The following is a 16,296-nucleotide window of genomic DNA, read 5'->3' as shown; positions in this document are numbered from 1 at the left end:
GTGAAATAAATGCTACAGCTATCAAATGTTTCTTTTCGTTATATGAAAAAGCCTATTTTACAAGATGTGTCTTTTTCCATACCTGTTGGACAAATCATTGGGCTTGTTGGAGAAAATGGTAGTGGCAAGTCGACACTATTAAAAGTGTTGGCCGGCCTATTACGTCCATCAAGTGGTGAGGTTTTGCTAAATGGAACGCCTGTTACACGTAGAAGTGCTGATGAAATTGCTTATTTACCAGATATTGATTTGTTTTTTGATTTTTACACAGGTGAGCAGCTTTTTCAGCACTATGCCTCTCAATTCGAAGATTTTTCGTATGATAAAGCTTGTATCGTTGCAGAATTTTTACAGGTTGATAAAAATGTAAAGTTACGGCAATTATCGAAGGGGAACCGTGGCCGGATGAAAATGGCCGCAACTCTTGGGCGAGAAGTACCTTTTTATTTAATGGATGAGCCTTTCTCTGGTCTGGATCCAATCGTTCGAGAACAGTTAATTAAAGGGTTAATTCAATTTACTGACATTGAACATCAAACAATTTTATTATCAACGCATGAGTTATATGAGGTAGAGCCTATTCTAGATCAAATCATTTTATTGCAAAATGGATCGATTATTGCACAAGAGGATGTAGAGACGATTCGAGATGTTTCGAATAAGGATGCTGTGCAATGGATGAAGGCGTATTATAAGAAAGGGTGAAATTTATGACAACACAACCAATTGTTCAATTGCAAAATTTATCAAAAACTATTGGTGGCAAGCAATTGATTCAGCAATTGAATATCGATTTATATCCAGGGCAAATCACTGGTTTTTTAGGACCGAATGGTGCAGGGAAAACAACGACAATTCGTATGATGACAGGTCTTATGAATCCAACAGAAGGGAAAGTCATTATTGATGGTCTTTCTTTACAGGACAATTATGAGGAAGCGATCGGTAAAGTCGGTGTAATTGTAGAAAATCCGGAAATGTATAAATTTATGACGGGCTATAAAAACCTATTGCACTTTGCGCGTATGCATAAAAATGTTACAAAAGAGCGTATTCAAGAGGTAGTGAGACAGGTCGGTCTTGAAAATCGTATTCATGAAAAGGTTTCGACGTATTCGCTAGGGATGCGTCAGCGTTTAGGGCTTGCTCAAGCACTACTTCATCGACCAAAATTTTTAATTTTAGATGAACCAACAAATGGTTTAGACCCAGCAGGTATCCGCGAGTTTCGTATGTACTTGCGTAAAATTGCGACGGAGGAAGGCGTATCTGTATTTGTTTCCAGCCATTTATTATCCGAAATTGAATTAATGTGTGATCGAGTAGCTGTCATACAAAACGGCAAACTCATCGATATTCGTGATATTAACGTTGAAACATCTTCGTTTTATTATATTGAAGCTACACCAAATGATCAGGTTGCAGCTCTTCTACAAAAGCTCGATTACAACTTTGTGGCGGAAAATAACGGTTATGTAGTGGAAATTAAAAAAGAGGACATACCGAAACTCATTACCCAATTTGTTAACGAAGAAATTCAATTATTTGCCGTACAACCGCATCAAAAAACGTTAGAGGATCAATTCTTAGAAATGACAGGAGGTGGCCAAATTGTTGAAGCTAATGCAAAATGAATGGATGAAGTTATGGCATAAAAAAGGAACTTGGGCAATGGTCGCGCTAGTAATCCTCTTTATTATTGGTCCTGGTATTATGATGAAATACTATGAAACAAAAGAGGGTAGCACATGGCAGGAAAGTGAACAGCAGGCCATTGAGAATTATAAAGAAATACTGAATGATGACAATTTATCGGCAGAGGATAAAAATATCTATGAAGAGAAAATAGCTATTTCTGAGTATCGATTAGCAAATGATGTGCCGTCTCAAGACTTAGCAGGCTTTATGTCATTTACAGGTAGTATGCTGAATTTAGTCACATTATTTACAGTTATTGTTGCCGCAAGTATTGTGTCTAGTGAATTCTCTACTGGTACGATTAAAATGTTATTAACACGTCCTGTTTCACGGGCAAAAATATTAACTTCAAAATTACTAACGACTTTCATATTTGGACTCTTATTATATATTGTCAATGTTGGAGTTAGCGCTCTAGTTGGGCTTATACTATTTGGTGGTACAACTGGTGCTGAGTTAGAAATAGTCAACGGTCAGGTTGTTGAAAAAGCAATATGGAATGATTTAGCATATCACTATTTACTTACTGGTGGAAACTTTGTTATGTCAATGTTGTTTGCTTTCTTAGTAGGCTCTGTTTTCCGTTCAAGCTCTTTGGCGATTGGCTTAACAATGTTCTTATCGTTTACTGGCGGTATGATTGTGATGTTCTTAAGCAAATATAAAATCGTTAAATATGTTTGGTTAACTCATTCAGATTTAACACAATATGAACATAGTAGTTCAATACTAGACGGCATTACAATGCCATTCTCACTCACGATTCTTGCGATTTATGCTGTACTTTTCCTTTTGATCAGCTATATCTCCTTTATGAAACGTGACGTCACAGCATAAATAAAAGAATTAATGAACTGTAGTCCAATTGGCTTGAAGAAAAGCTTCCAATTGGGCTATATTTTGTTCCTATAAAAATCATGCTTATGTGTAATAGGATTTAAAATTTTTGAATTCCTTTCTTCAGTTCAAAAATAATGTTTATTTTTTATTTGAGTGGTAATATAATTGATAACAAACTTAATGAAAACGCTTTTTCTATTAAGTGGTCTAGACAACTATACCAAAGGGGGATATTTAATGTTAGCTTTCTTACAAAAAATCGGTAAGTCGTTAATGTTTCCAATCGCTACATTACCAGCAGCAGCAATATTGTTACGCTTAGGCTCTGATGACATGCTTGGTGCAGTGTCAAATGACGTTATTAAGCATATTGCAAGTATTATGGCAGCATCTGGTGATGCGATTTTAGGTAATTTATCTATCATATTTGCGATCGGTATCGCGATGGGCCTAGCACATGATAATAGTGGTGGTGCAGCATTAGCGGGCGCCATTGCACATCTAGTGTTAGTCGCAGTATTAGGATCTGTAAATGAAGACCTGAATATGGGTGTATTCGGTGGTATTATTGCAGGTATTACTGCAGGCTTACTTTATAACAAATTCTATAATGTAAAATTCCCAGAATGGCTGTCATTCTTCGGAGGACGGCGTTTTGTACCAATTATAACGTCCATCACGATGGCGATTTTAGGTGGTATTTTAGCTGTTATATGGGGACCAATTCAAGGTGGTATTGATTCAGTAGGGAACTGGTTAATCGGTGCTGGATCACTTGGAGTTGGGTTATATGGCTTCTTAAATCGTCTATTAATTCCAGTCGGTCTACATCATGTTATTAATACGATCATCTGGTTTGACTTTGGTGAATTTACGAATGCTGCAGGCGAACTTGTTAAAGGAGATATTCATCGATTTTTAGCTGGAGACCCATCAGCAGGACATTTCCAAGCAGGTTTCTTCCCAATTATGATGTTTGGATTACCAGCAGCGTGTCTTGCGATGTACTTTGCAGCGAAAAAGAAAAATCGTGCAGTAGTCGGTGGTATGTTCGTATCCATCGCATTGACAGCATTTTTAACAGGTGTAACAGAACCTATTGAATTTACATTTATGTTTTTATCGCCAGTTCTTTATGGGATCCATGCAGTTTTAACAGGTATTTCGCTTGCCGTTGCCTATATTATTGGATTCCGTGACGGTTTTGCCTTTTCTGCAGGTTTAATTGACTATCTTTTAAACTTTGGTTTAGCTGATAGTCCATGGCTATTACTGCCATTGGGATTAGGTTTCGGGGCAATTTACTTTGTCGTTTTCTATTTCTTAATCAAGAAGTTAGATTTAAAAACACCTGGTCGTGAAGACGAAGATGAAGAAGGGGCAGATGTTACTTCGGCTGTTTCTGATGATTTAGATGTACGTGCTTTCCGTACAATCGAAGCGTTAGGTGGACAAGAAAATATTAAGCAAGTTGATTACTGTACAACACGTCTTCGTATGACTGTTGATGATGCGGATCAGGTGGATGAAAAAACATTAAAACAAACGGGCGCACGTGGTGTTATGCGTATAAGTAAGACAAATGTACAAGTAATTATCGGTACATCTGTAGAGTTTTTGGCAGAAGCCATGAAGGATCGCCTGAAAAAAGGGAATCCAGCTCCTTCAAATGTAGATGTACAAAAAGAAGCGCCTGGTGAAGAGGCAACAGCAGCAGAAGGAACAAATCCTTCCAATGATTTTGAAATGCCGATTACAGGAGATTTAATACCGTTATCTGACGTGCCAGATGATGCATTCTCGTCAGGCATAATGGGGCCAGGTTTTGGTATTCATCCAAAGGATGGTACAGTTCATGCGCCATTTGATGGTCAAGTAGTAATGGTTTTCCCAACGAAGCATGCGATTGGCTTAAAATCTGATTCAGGTGTTGAACTATTAATTCATGTCGGTTTAGATACGGTCACTCTAAATGGTGAAGGTTTTGAAGCGATGGTTACAGAAGGTCAAGTAATTAAACGTGGCGATACATTATTAAAAGTTGATTTTGAGAGTATTAAAGACAAAGTACCGTCTATCGTTACACCAGTTGTTTTCACAAGTTTAATGGGACAGGAAATTGCACTTGAAAAAACTGGTTTCCAACGATCGGGTTCACGTAACATTATTTCGATGAAGAAGTAACAAAAAAGGATGCTGTCTAAAAAGGTCCATCTAACAAAATGAGCATGCACTAATCGTAAATCCGCTTAATTTTCTGTGGGAAAGCATAGTCCCACAGAAATCTATGCGGTTCGTAGCGCTTTATCAAAATATGAGCATTGATAGGATCGCTTTAAACATACTATTTTTAGGCCAGTATCTTCTATCAATCCTAGGAGATGTTTTTAATGAATTTATTAATCCGTAACATCACAGTTGTTAATGCAACAGGACGACTGGAATGTGTCGACGTTTTCATGAAGGATGGGAAAATTGCACAAATTGCGCAGCAAATTGACGCAGATCACGTGCAAATTATAGATGGTACAGGGAAATTTTTATTCCCTGGTTATATAGATATGCATATTCATGGCTCTGCTCAAATGGACACGATGGATGCATCGAATGAAGGTCTTCATACAATGGCGAAATCACTTGCAAAAGAAGGTACAATAGGCTTTTTAGCAACGACTATGACACAAAGCTATCAAAATATTGAACGTGCTCTTGAAAATATTGCGCAGTTTACTTCAAATCCAGATGAGGCAGAACTTCTAGGTATTCATGTAGAAGGCCCTTTTATATCAAAAAAGCGTGTAGGTGCACAGCCGCTTGAATATGTTGTACCACCTGATTTTGCTGTTTTTACAAAGTGGCAAAACATAAGTGCCCATAAAATTAAACAAATTACAATGGCGCCAGAAGAACCAAATGGATTTGAGGTCGTTCAAGCAATTGCAGATAGCGGAGTGGTCGTTTCAATTGGTCATTCTGATGCAACATTTGAACAAATGAAAGAAGCGGTTCGTCATGGTGCAACACAAGGCACACATTTATACAACCAAATGCGCCCATTCCATCATCGAGATCCAGGTGTTGTCGGTGGCGTATTATTATTAGAGGAAATGAAGGCAGAAATCATTGTTGATTTTATCCATATGCACAAGGATGCCGTGAACATGGCATATCGTTTAAAAGGAGCAGATGGTATTATTTTAATAACCGATGCAATGCGAGCAAAAGGAATGCCCTATGGAGATTATGACTTAGGTGGTCAAATGGTTCATGTCTCCGAAAGTGGAGCGCATTTATCAAATGGAGCCCTTGCTGGTAGTGTATTAAAAATGGACCAAGCTGTACGGAATATGCAACTCATCACGAACTGCACGTTAGAAGAACTAGTAAAAATGTCGAGCTACAATGCAGCAAAACAACTAAAACTGACGAACAAAGGACAAATCGAAGAAGGATTTGATGCAGATGTTGTAATTGTGGATAAACAGTTAATGTTGCAACAAACAATAAAGGCTGGAAAAGTAATCTACGAAGCATAAGATTTCGTATGCCTGTTTAATAAGTAAATAAGGGGGAATAGGAAATTGAGACTGGAACGCTTTGCTTCAAAAGAAGATTTATACGCTCGTGCAGTAGACATTATTGTGAGTACTAAAAATGAAGGTGCTACTACGTTTGGTCTAGCTACAGGTGGTACAATGGAGCCGTTGTATAGTAAAATTTGTGAAACTGATATCGATTTTACGAATTGTATTAGCTTCAACCTGGATGAATACGTTGGACTTAGTGCTAAACATGAACAAAGTTACGCATATTATATGTACAAACATTTATTTCACAACAAACCATTTAAAGAATCTTATTTACCGAATGGTTTAGCTCATAATCCTGCTGAGGAAATGGCAAGCTATGAATCATTATTACAGCAGCATCCATTAGATTTTCAATTGCTTGGGATCGGACAAAACGGTCATATCGGCTTTAATGAACCAGGCACATCATTTGATTCGTTGACACATCTTGTAACGCTTGAAGAATCAACACGTCAAGCGAATGCACGTTTCTTTGATTCAATTGATGACGTTCCAACCCAAGCATTTACCATGGGAATTCAATCAATCATGCGCGCTAAGTGCATTTTGTTAATAGCTGTAGGAGAAGCAAAACGCGATGTATTAGAACGCGTTCTTGCATCTGAATATACAGAAGATGTTCCAGCAAGTGTATTAACAAAACACCCTAATATCATTATATTAACAGATTTACAAAAAGAGGAGAATGAACAATGAAAACAAAACAATTTACAGTAATAGACCCACTAGGGATTCACGCACGTCCAGCTAGCCAATTAGTAGCAGCAGCAACACCATTTGCTTCTTCAATTGAGTTACAGACAGAACAAAGAACAGCCAATTTAAAATCTATTTTAGGAGTTATGGGATTAGCCCTAAAACAAGGTTCAATGTTTACATTACAAGTAGAGGGGGAGGATGAAGAACAAGCGTTTACTGCATTAACAAAATTAATTTCAGAAACGGGGCTAGCACAATGATCCAACTCAAAGGTATTGCCGCGTCTGACGGCATTGCCATTGCAAAAGCATATTGTTTAGTACAACCGGATTTATCGTTTGCCAAAACAACTATTCAGGATATTGATGCAGAGCAGCAACGCTTAGTGGCCGCGCTTGACAAATCAGCAGAAGAGTTAGCCGCTATTCAACAGCTAACGCATGAAAAATTAGGGGCGGAAGAAGCTGCTATTTTCGGTGCACATCTACTTGTCGTAAAAGATCCAGAATTAATTGGACCGATCAAACAAAAAATTGCCGAAGAAGCTGTCAATGCTGAATATGCATTGAATGAAGTTTCGACGATGTTTGTATCATTATTTGAAGGTATGGATAATGAATATATGAGTGAGCGTGCTGCAGATATTAAAGACGTGTCAAACCGCGTTTTAGCGCATCTACTCGGTGTACATATTCCAAATCCAAGCAATATTAATGAACAGGTGATTGTTGTAGCAACTGATTTAACTCCTTCTGAGACAGCACAATTGGACCGTAATTTTGTACTTGGCTTTACAACGGATATTGGTGGTCGTACATCACACTCTGCCATTATGGCACGTTCACTAGAAATTCCAGCCGTTGTAGGGACAGGTACAGCAGTTGAGTCTATTCAAGATGGTGATTTATTAATCGTGGATGGTTTAACAGGTGTTGTACTTGTGAATCCAACAGAAGAAGTGGTTGCAACCTATAGAAAAAAAGCGGAAGACTTTACTGCTCAACAAGCAGAGTGGGCAACATTACTAAACGAAAAAACGATTTCCAAAGACGGTGTTCAAGTTGAACTAGCTGCCAACATTGGGTCACCAAATGATTTAGAAGGTGTTCTACGTCACGGTGGTGAAGGAATCGGTTTATATCGTACAGAATTTTTATATATGGGACGAGACAACTTACCTTCTGAGGAAGAACAATTTACGGCCTATAAAACGGTATTAGAAGGAATGGAAGGTAAAGCGGTTGTCATCCGAACACTCGATATTGGTGGCGATAAAAACTTACCATATTTACCGCTCCAAGAAGAAATGAATCCGTTTCTCGGTCATCGCGCGATTCGTCTATGTTTAGAGTATCAAGACATTTTCCGTACACAATTGCGTGCATTACTACGTGCATCCAATTACGGTAACTTAAAAATTATGTTCCCTATGATTGCGACATTGCAAGAATTCCGTGACGCGAAAGCGATTCTTTCGGAAGAAAAGGAAAACCTACTTGCAAAAGGCGTCGAGGTAAGTGAGATTGAAATTGGCATTATGGTTGAAATTCCATCAACAGCAGTGATGGCAGATATTTTTGCGAAAGAAGTAGACTTCTTCTCGATTGGTACAAATGATTTAATTCAATATACGATGGCAGCGGATCGAATGAATGAAAAAGTATCTTATTTATATCAACCATATAACCCTGCGATTTTACGTTTGATTAAAATGGTCATTGATGCGGCTCACAAAGAAAAGAAATGGGCTGGTATGTGTGGTGAAATGGCAGGGGATGAATATGCTGTACCACTATTACTTGGTTTAGGTCTAGATGAATTTTCAATGAGTGCAACATCCATTTTAAAAACACGTTCCTTAATTAAACATTTATCCGTAGCGGATATGCGAACATTAGCAACAGAAGCATTACAATTAACAACATCTGATGAAATATTAGATAGAGTGAAGCAAGCTGTTCATTAATTGTTTGCAAACATAAGACAAGATAATAAGTAGTTGAAGATTAAGAAAATGGGTGATCTTCAACTGCTTTTTTATTTTGTACAATGATGAGAAATGGATTTAAGACAAAGATTGATTTCGATATAATGAATGAAAAACTGGTAAGCAAATTAGAATTAATTATATTGAACTTTTACGTTAATCTGCATCATTTATTCATATTTACCTTCTATACTAGGGGAATATCAGAATTCATAACTAATTTAAGAGGAGTGGAAAAATGAAAGCAGGGAAAATAACGAAAGATGAAGGAACAAAGTGGAATAAAATCACCTCTGCGGCTAAGTTATAAAATAGAAGGTGTATGTATGTATAGTTTAATGTCGAAAATAAGTCAAACTATTAGTGAACCTATTATAGTATTTTTAAACGCCTATGAACATTCCCCATTCATTATAGCAATTCTTCTTGGATTAGTAGGCGCTTTAGCACCTTGTCAATTAACGGGGAATATGAGTGCTATCACTTTTTATGGAAATCGATCTTTGCAAATGAAAAACAATTGGCAGGAAATTGTCTTCTTCATATTAGGGAAAGTCGTTGTATTTAGTTTAATAGGTTTATTCGCCTGGCTATTCGGTCAGTCCTTTGAAACGGAGATGACAAAGTATTTTCCTATTTTCCGTCAAGCGATTGGTCCAATCATGCTAATAACAGGACTCGTTCTAATTGGAGTTTTAAAATTAAAATTTTTAAATCGAATCCCTAATAATATTCCTGCTGTTTTAAAAGAGGGGAAATTGGGCTCATTTCTGATGGGGGCTAGTTTTTCCATTGCATTTTGCCCTACGATGTTTGTGCTATTTTTCGTATGGTTAATGCCTACTGTCATAACCTCTTCATATGGGGTAGTTTTACCGGCCGTTTTTGGAATTGCAACCTCTGTGCCACTTCTAATGATGCTGGGGCTTATTCATTTATTTGACGCAAAAAGGTTTATTATGCGTACAAGTATGAAAATGGGAAGAGTGATTCAAATCGTAGCGGGGGTTATTCTTATTCTAATCGGCGTAACGGATACAATTACTTACTGGGGATTGTATTAAAGTGGAAGAAAGTAAAAGGAAGAGAAGTATAGTAAAAATAAAATAGTGATATATAATATTTCGCATTTCTCCAAACAGCCTTTAGCTTTTGGTTGCACAGGAGAAAAGCGAATTTTTTTGATTTCGTTAATGGGAACGAGCTTTTATGTATAATAGAGCAGAAAATAGAAATTTTCTTTTTAAATATGAATAGAAAGTGTGAAAAAAATGATAGGTGCAACATTATTATTTATCCTCGCGGGTATTGGGGAAATTGGAGGCGGCTATTTAATATGGCTTTGGCTAAGAGAAGGTAAACCATTTTACTGGGGCGTTTTAGGCGGAATTGCGTTAGCTTTATATGGAGTTGTCGCTACTTTTCAGACCTTCCCAACATTTGGGAGGGTCTATGCTGCCTATAGAGGTGTCTTTATTGTCCTTTCCATTTTGTGGGGCTGGGGAATAGACGGAGAAAAACCAGACACTTTAGATTGGGTTGGAGCTGGTATTTGTTTGATTGGTGTGATGGTGATTTTATTACCTCGATCATGATAGGTTGTTGAAGCGATTAAAGTAGAACGTTAAAGCTGAAAAAGGCTATATACCATTAATGTTTTTTAAAATAACATATTAGAGGATTTTTCAAGTTTGAATCGAATATTTGTAGTAATACCGAAAAAGTTTGGAGGTCGCAATTTTGCTACTTTATTTTTGATATGTATCATCTACCTAAAAATTTCAAAAAAATTTAGGAGCTGATATATGATGATATACAAAAATTCTCTTGATGGAATTTCTTCTGAGATGTTGAATGGCTTTTTTGTGGATTGGCCGAATCCACCAAATCCCCAAACTCACTTAAAATTACTAAAAAACAGTAGTAAAGTAGTTATTGCTTTAGACGATCATACAAACCGAGTAGTTGGATTTATTACAGCGATTAGCGATGGGATTCTATCTGCTTATATTCCGTTTCTTGAAGTTTTGCCGGATTATAAAGGAAAAGGTATTGGCAAGGAATTAGTCAATCAAATGTTAAAGGAACTTGATCATATTTATATGGTTGATTTGTGTTGTGACGATGACTTAGTTCCTTATTATGAAGAGTTTGGCATGATCAAATCAAACGGTATGCTCGTTAGGAATTACGAAATGCAGTCGGGAATTTCAAACAAATAAATAGTTAGAAAAACGCTTGGATATTTTCCAAGCGTTTTTTTATGTGCGCCCGGCATGCATATGAACTATAGGGTGTAAGTCCCGAACCCCGAAGACAGAAGTAGAGGTTAGCCAAGAGCAAGGGTGTCCGTGGCGACGCGGAATCTGAAGGAAGCTGGAGGCAAAACACCGGTCCGAGGAACACGAATCTCATAGAAGGCTAGGTATGATTGGATGAGTGTGCATAACAACACAAAGTTCTTTCTGTCGAAGGTCATATCGAGTAAATGAGGCGGATAGATGGTGTGAAAGTGCATACGCTTACCCGGGGAGGTCTGATGGAACCGCAAAGTACACTTTGTAACCTACTTAGCGATAGGTAGCAGAACCATGAGAAGTCAGCAGAGGTCATAGTACCCTTCACATTTAGAGTGAAGGGGAAGGACCGAACCATGAAGGAATGTGGAATAAACTCGAATTTCACTTGTTCGATGAAGCAGACAACCCAAAGAAGGACTTACTTAGTGGAAGAAATGGTGAATCCCATAGGAGACACTAGGAGGGCTGAGAATACAAGTGGCAAGGAGATACAGAAAAGCAAAACGGACAGGGAGATACAAAATCGCTGTCCGTCAGACTTCGTGGAACCGCCGTATACGGAACCGTACGTACGGTGGTGTGAGAGGTCGGGAGTTAATCACTCCCTCCTACTCGATTGATTTTTAAAGTTTATAGATGGGTGTTGAATTTTTTACAGCGACAAGAGGTAATCTAGGTTATCCTTAATTTACCAAAGAAAAACCATACACGGCGTATAAATATGTAGGAGAGACTTAGAAGATTGATTGATCAGAGATAGTGATAATAATTTTCAATATATCAGTGGATATGAAAAATGGAAATCAGTCATTAAATTGTATTTAGTTCTATCACGAACAACCGTACATGAAATAAGTGGGGTGGTTTTTCCTCCAAATATTTTATTAAAAGCAACGAAAGTAGTTTGGAATCTTCATGAATTTGAATATTAGATTTTGAGGAGGGATGTTATGAAAGTATATACAATATTTAATAATACTATAGGTATACTATTTACAATTGTTTATTTATCCGTATTAGTCATTGGGTCATTATTTGGTTACAGTGATGATCTAAATATTTATATGAGAGCTGCAATTATAGCAACCTTATCAAATATTGTTGTCTATATCTATTATTTAGTTAGAGATAAATTCATGTCTAAGAAAAGTTTAAAAATATGTGCGATATGTATGGTTATACAATTGCTATTACCAATTCCATTTTGGTGCATAGGTATTATCATTTTACAATAGTTTTTACTAAGGAAGTCGTTGGTTATTATGATTGATTAGCAGGATTAATGATTAATTATACTTGGAGACCTCAATCCAAGTAATAATTACATTAAGGATCTTGCTCTATTATCGAGATTAGCCCACTTGACATAGCTGGCTTTTCATCGAATCAGATTTGTTATTTTGAACCATTAAGTGAATTTTATTATGTACTTTTAGGAATAATTTCGTCTTAATATTTATGGTTTTCTTTAGTTTATTTAATGTGTATAAACCGCATTTAGTCACATTGCGGAGAACCGTATCATAATTAAGTGCAGTAAAAATGAAAGACCTAAAGTATTGATTTACCTGTTCAGCTACTCAATTAAGTCATTTTTTTATTATATTATATGGAAGAATTGTATAAATAATATATAAGCATTTTGTTATAGGTAAAATGAAGGTATAATTTACTTTATGTTGAAAAAATTTGGGAAATAGATTCAGTTGTAATTTTCGGGAAAATGAAATTGCACAATTTATATGAGGGTGGTTTTTTTATGTGGATTTTTTTGGGGGGCATAATAATAGGACTTTTACTAATATGTATACGCCTACATTATCAAAAATCTAAGCTACAACAAAAAGTAGAGTTATTAGAACCACTAGTGGAATCGGTTGAAAATATACGTGATATTTTATATTACTGTGAGACAGTTCCTAAGTTGAAATATCTATATTTAAGTCCTACTGTCAATAATCTCCTTGGTCCAAATGCATTAAACGATCATACACAGGATCCTGATAAAATTTTTGAAATAATCCATCCTGATGATTATGAGATCTTAGTAAAGAAAATAGTAGGGACACTTAATTTTAACCAGCCTATTACGGTACGCTTAAGAAATCATCTAGGGGAATACATTTGGTCTGAAGAATATGCTACACCTGTTTATAAGGACGGCAAGTTTGTAGCTATACAAGGTTTATTTAGAAATATTAATGATAAAATCGTATTACAACAGCAATTAGAGTACAAATCTACTCATGACGCCTTAACAAATTTGTATAATCGTGATTTTTTTCAAGTAAGGATGGCTCATTTTAACGAACGCAACGAGCCGATTACAGTAGTCCTAGCAGATTTAGATGAGCTGAAATGGGTTAATGACGAATACGGTCATCAAATGGGAGATAAATTAGTTTGTGAAACAGCAGCTTGTTTGGAAGCTTATGCAGATAATGACATGTTTATAGCAAGAATCGGTGGTGATGAATTCTCTATTCTTATTCCAAATAAAAGCGTTTTACAAGTCGAGCAATATTTAAAAAATGTTGAGATGAAAATGCAAAGAGACTATAAAGATTTGCCGTTCTCATCGATTAAAATATCTATCGGATATGAATATAGTAACTCCTCTTACGGCGTTATGGAGCAGTTGTTTAGCCAAGCAGATGCGAAGATGTATAAAAATAAGAAGGAAAGAAAATTATTAAAGCAAAAGGTTTAGTTTTTTATTTTGATCAGTTAAACCGCATCATAACTAAGTGCGCTTATGAAAAGAGAGTATGGAACATAATAAAAAGTCATCATTTCTTGAAGAGAGAAATGGTGGCTTTTTGCTATTGAAGGAATTGATTTACGTTCGAGGTATGCTTTAAGGGGGTAGGATGCTCTTATAGTATCAACAGTATCGCCGCTTCGCTAGGAGTATCCCTGCACACCTGTTAATTTAATGACTATCAAATTTTTATAAAAAAAGTTCCAAGAAGGGAAAGAAAAGTAAGATTTTTATGCTATAATTCCATAGCGGACTTTCAAGCCGCCAGTACATATTCAATAGTTCGAAGCAATGCAACCTAGTAAAGTTATAAGAGAGGAAGTTAGAATGATGAAACGTTTTACAGTTTTTTTACTTATTATCGTGTTATGTACGAGCTTTTCAAAACAAATCTATGCTGAGGAGGCTCCTAGCAAAGAAGTGGTCTTTGCTGACCCAAATCTTGAAACAGCTATTAAATCATTATTGAAAAAAACTAGCGAAGAAGCGGTTACCAAATCAGATTTAGAGACCCTTACGGACGTTAATTTATCAGATAAGGAAATTAAGAATTTGCAAGGATTGGAGTACGCCACAAATATTACGCAATTAAAATTATCCTATAATCACATTGCTGATATCTCACCTTTGAAGGGGCTTACAAAGATCCGAATTCTCAACCTTACGGATAACCAAATCTCTTCGATTCAAGATTTGTCAGCTATGAAGGAGCTGGAAACTCTTCACATTTCAAATAATCAAATCTCATCTTTGGATGCGGTGAAACAACTTCCCTGTCTACTACAGCTTTTTGCTGATAGAAATCACATTTCGAATGTCCAAGGTCTATCGAATGCCATAGAATTGAATCTTTTAGATTTGAGTTATAATAAAATTGAGAATATAGCGCCTCTCAGCAACTTATGGAAGCTAACAGATTTGTATGTTGGTTATAACCAGATTCATGATCTTACGCCACTTCGGGTGCTGACTACCAATTTAAAGTCACTGTCAGTTAATAATAACAGGATTACGGATATTAAACCGCTAGAGACGTTGTTCAACCTAAAAGCACTGTCACTTAGCAATAACAAGATTACGGATATTAAACCGCTAGAAAAATTGGTCGACCTAACATCGCTTATAATTGGCAGCAATAATATTACTGATATTAAGCCGTTAGCAGGATTAGTTAACCTTGGTACACTCAATGCAAGTGATAATAACATTAAGGATATTGCGCCTTTATCAAAATTAGTCGACTTGATAGGGTTGGGCTTATCATCGAATCAGATTTATGATTTGGAATCATTAAGGAATATGAAAAGACTGGTTACCCTCGATTTGAACAACAATCGGATTTGGAATTTAGAACCCATTCAGGATATTAAATTTTCGACTTCTTACGAGTACGAGAGTGGGGTTGAGCTGTATAACAACAACTTGGACATGAGCCCAGGTACAAAAGCATACAAAATATTCTTAAAAGTGAACAGTATTAGTGATTATGAAAAAGTTAAAGCGTCTCAGAGAAAGACTCAGCGCCTGATAATTGGAAGCACTACAGCATATGTGGGCGACAGTGCTTACCGTAATACGATGGCCCCATTTATTTATATGGATCGTACTTATGTGCCAATTCGTTTCGTTTCAGAGCAGTTGGGGGCAAACGTAGGGTGGAACCAAAGTAAGAAAGAAGTAACGATCCAAAAAAACGGAAAATCGATACGTTGGACAGTGGGGAACAAGCAAGTACAGGTTAACCAGCAAACGATGATGTTTGACTCTCCTTTACTTCTAAGAGGTAACACTACTTTTGTTCCTATACGCTTCGTTTCAGAACAGTTAAATACTTCCGTTGAATACTTAGGTAGTAAAAAAATGGTCATCATTTTCGAGAATGAAGCAAAATAAGTTTTGATTTAAGGGCATCCGTCAAGAGGATGCCCTTAAATTTGCCATTACAGACAGCAAGGATAGGCAAGGTTTTTAAAAGCACCATCTAAAACGTTGATTTAATAATGTTTTAGACTGTTTTCTTTAATCATAATATCAAATATAAATAGATGGAGATTCACACATAATGAAAAGGTTCCTACTAAGATGGTTAGGATTAGCAGCTATTTGCTTAATAGGTATAGTAACTTCAACAAATGTTTTTACGCCTGACAAAGGCTTAGACTCCCGAAAGATCGACCGTAATATTAATAAACTAAAGTTATTTTCATGGTTTAATGAGTTATATGAAGATGACAGGCATCATAGCAGTTTCTTTATCAATTTGCATGTTAGAAAATATTTAGAAAGCTCTATTCATGTTTTTCTACTAAAGAGTAGCGAAAAAGAACAGAAAAAATTTATTCAACTATTAGAGAAAGTTGCTCAAGAGCGAGAGAAAAATAAAGTTGAAAAAACTGCCAGTTAATATGGTGAGGAGAATTT

At 36.4% G+C, this 16,296-nt stretch carries 15 protein-coding genes; all 15 read left to right on the top strand.

Features of this window, described 5'->3' with window-relative positions; translation table 11 throughout:
- The first annotated feature begins 9 nt into the window (after positions 1 to 9).
- The 15 genes from ABNX05_RS04220 (at position 10) to ABNX05_RS04150 (ending at position 16,279) form a co-directional block, all read left to right on the top strand.
- Positions 10 to 705, top strand: a complete 696-nt coding sequence (locus ABNX05_RS04220; RefSeq protein WP_349658572.1) for an ABC transporter ATP-binding protein — start codon at positions 10 to 12, stop codon at positions 703 to 705.
- A 5-nt stretch (positions 706 to 710) separates the two neighbouring features.
- Positions 711 to 1,634 (top strand): ABC transporter ATP-binding protein, encoded by a 924-nt coding sequence (locus tag ABNX05_RS04215; protein ID WP_349658571.1) that lies wholly within the window; start codon positions 711 to 713, stop codon positions 1,632 to 1,634.
- Positions 1,612 to 2,535: an ABC transporter permease gene (locus tag ABNX05_RS04210; RefSeq protein WP_349658570.1), complete on the top strand. Its 924-nt coding sequence runs from the start codon at positions 1,612 to 1,614 to the stop codon at positions 2,533 to 2,535. Before ABNX05_RS04215 ends, ABNX05_RS04210 begins: the two co-directional genes overlap by 23 nt.
- Positions 2,536 to 2,775: 240 nt before the next feature.
- Positions 2,776 to 4,722, top strand: a complete 1,947-nt coding sequence (gene nagE, locus ABNX05_RS04205; protein ID WP_349658569.1) for an N-acetylglucosamine-specific PTS transporter subunit IIBC — start codon at positions 2,776 to 2,778, stop codon at positions 4,720 to 4,722.
- A 206-nt stretch (positions 4,723 to 4,928) separates the two neighbouring features.
- Positions 4,929 to 6,074 carry an N-acetylglucosamine-6-phosphate deacetylase gene (nagA, locus tag ABNX05_RS04200; RefSeq protein ID WP_349658568.1) on the top strand — a complete coding sequence of 382 codons (1,146 nt, stop codon included), beginning with the start codon at positions 4,929 to 4,931 and terminating at the stop codon, positions 6,072 to 6,074.
- Positions 6,075 to 6,119: 45 nt separating this feature from the next.
- Positions 6,120 to 6,824, top strand: a complete 705-nt coding sequence (locus tag ABNX05_RS04195; protein WP_349658567.1) for a glucosamine-6-phosphate deaminase — start codon at positions 6,120 to 6,122, stop codon at positions 6,822 to 6,824.
- The gene (locus tag ABNX05_RS04190; RefSeq protein ID WP_349658566.1) at positions 6,821 to 7,087 is read left to right on the top strand and encodes an HPr family phosphocarrier protein; all 267 of its coding nucleotides are present in this window, start codon (positions 6,821 to 6,823) and stop codon (positions 7,085 to 7,087) included. Before ABNX05_RS04195 ends, ABNX05_RS04190 begins: the two co-directional genes overlap by 4 nt.
- Positions 7,084 to 8,793, top strand: a complete 1,710-nt coding sequence (gene ptsP / locus ABNX05_RS04185) for a phosphoenolpyruvate--protein phosphotransferase (protein WP_349658565.1) — start codon at positions 7,084 to 7,086, stop codon at positions 8,791 to 8,793. Before ABNX05_RS04190 ends, ptsP begins: the two co-directional genes overlap by 4 nt.
- A 347-nt stretch (positions 8,794 to 9,140) precedes the next feature.
- Positions 9,141 to 9,878 (top strand): urease accessory protein UreH domain-containing protein, encoded by a 738-nt coding sequence (locus ABNX05_RS04180; protein WP_349658564.1) that lies wholly within the window; start codon positions 9,141 to 9,143, stop codon positions 9,876 to 9,878.
- A gap of 207 nt (positions 9,879 to 10,085) precedes the next feature.
- Positions 10,086 to 10,409: a YnfA family protein gene (locus ABNX05_RS04175; protein WP_349658853.1), complete on the top strand. Its 324-nt coding sequence runs from the start codon at positions 10,086 to 10,088 to the stop codon at positions 10,407 to 10,409.
- A 213-nt stretch (positions 10,410 to 10,622) separates the two neighbouring features.
- On the top strand, positions 10,623 to 11,036 hold the full coding sequence (locus ABNX05_RS04170; protein ID WP_349658852.1) for a GNAT family N-acetyltransferase: 414 nt from the start codon (positions 10,623 to 10,625) through the stop codon (positions 11,034 to 11,036).
- Positions 11,037 to 12,064: 1,028 nt separating this feature from the next.
- The gene (locus tag ABNX05_RS04165; protein ID WP_349658563.1) at positions 12,065 to 12,349 is read left to right on the top strand and encodes a hypothetical protein; all 285 of its coding nucleotides are present in this window, start codon (positions 12,065 to 12,067) and stop codon (positions 12,347 to 12,349) included.
- 524 nt (positions 12,350 to 12,873) lie between these two features.
- Positions 12,874 to 13,824, top strand: coding sequence for a sensor domain-containing diguanylate cyclase (locus ABNX05_RS04160; protein ID WP_349658562.1), 951 nt, complete (start codon positions 12,874 to 12,876; stop codon positions 13,822 to 13,824).
- A 378-nt stretch (positions 13,825 to 14,202) separates the two neighbouring features.
- On the top strand, positions 14,203 to 15,768 hold the full coding sequence (locus tag ABNX05_RS04155; RefSeq protein WP_349658561.1) for a leucine-rich repeat domain-containing protein: 1,566 nt from the start codon (positions 14,203 to 14,205) through the stop codon (positions 15,766 to 15,768).
- Positions 15,769 to 15,937: 169 nt separating this feature from the next.
- The gene (locus tag ABNX05_RS04150; RefSeq protein ID WP_349658560.1) at positions 15,938 to 16,279 is read left to right on the top strand and encodes a nitrite reductase; all 342 of its coding nucleotides are present in this window, start codon (positions 15,938 to 15,940) and stop codon (positions 16,277 to 16,279) included.
- The last annotated feature ends 17 nt before the right edge of the window (positions 16,280 to 16,296 follow it).

The sequence above is a fragment of the Lysinibacillus zambalensis genome (assembly GCF_040183165.1).
Classification (GTDB): Bacteria; Bacillota; Bacilli; order Bacillales_A; family Planococcaceae; genus Lysinibacillus; species Lysinibacillus zambalensis.
The sequence above is the reverse complement of the archived record's forward strand: the minus strand, read 5'-3'. Positions and strand labels throughout refer to the sequence as shown.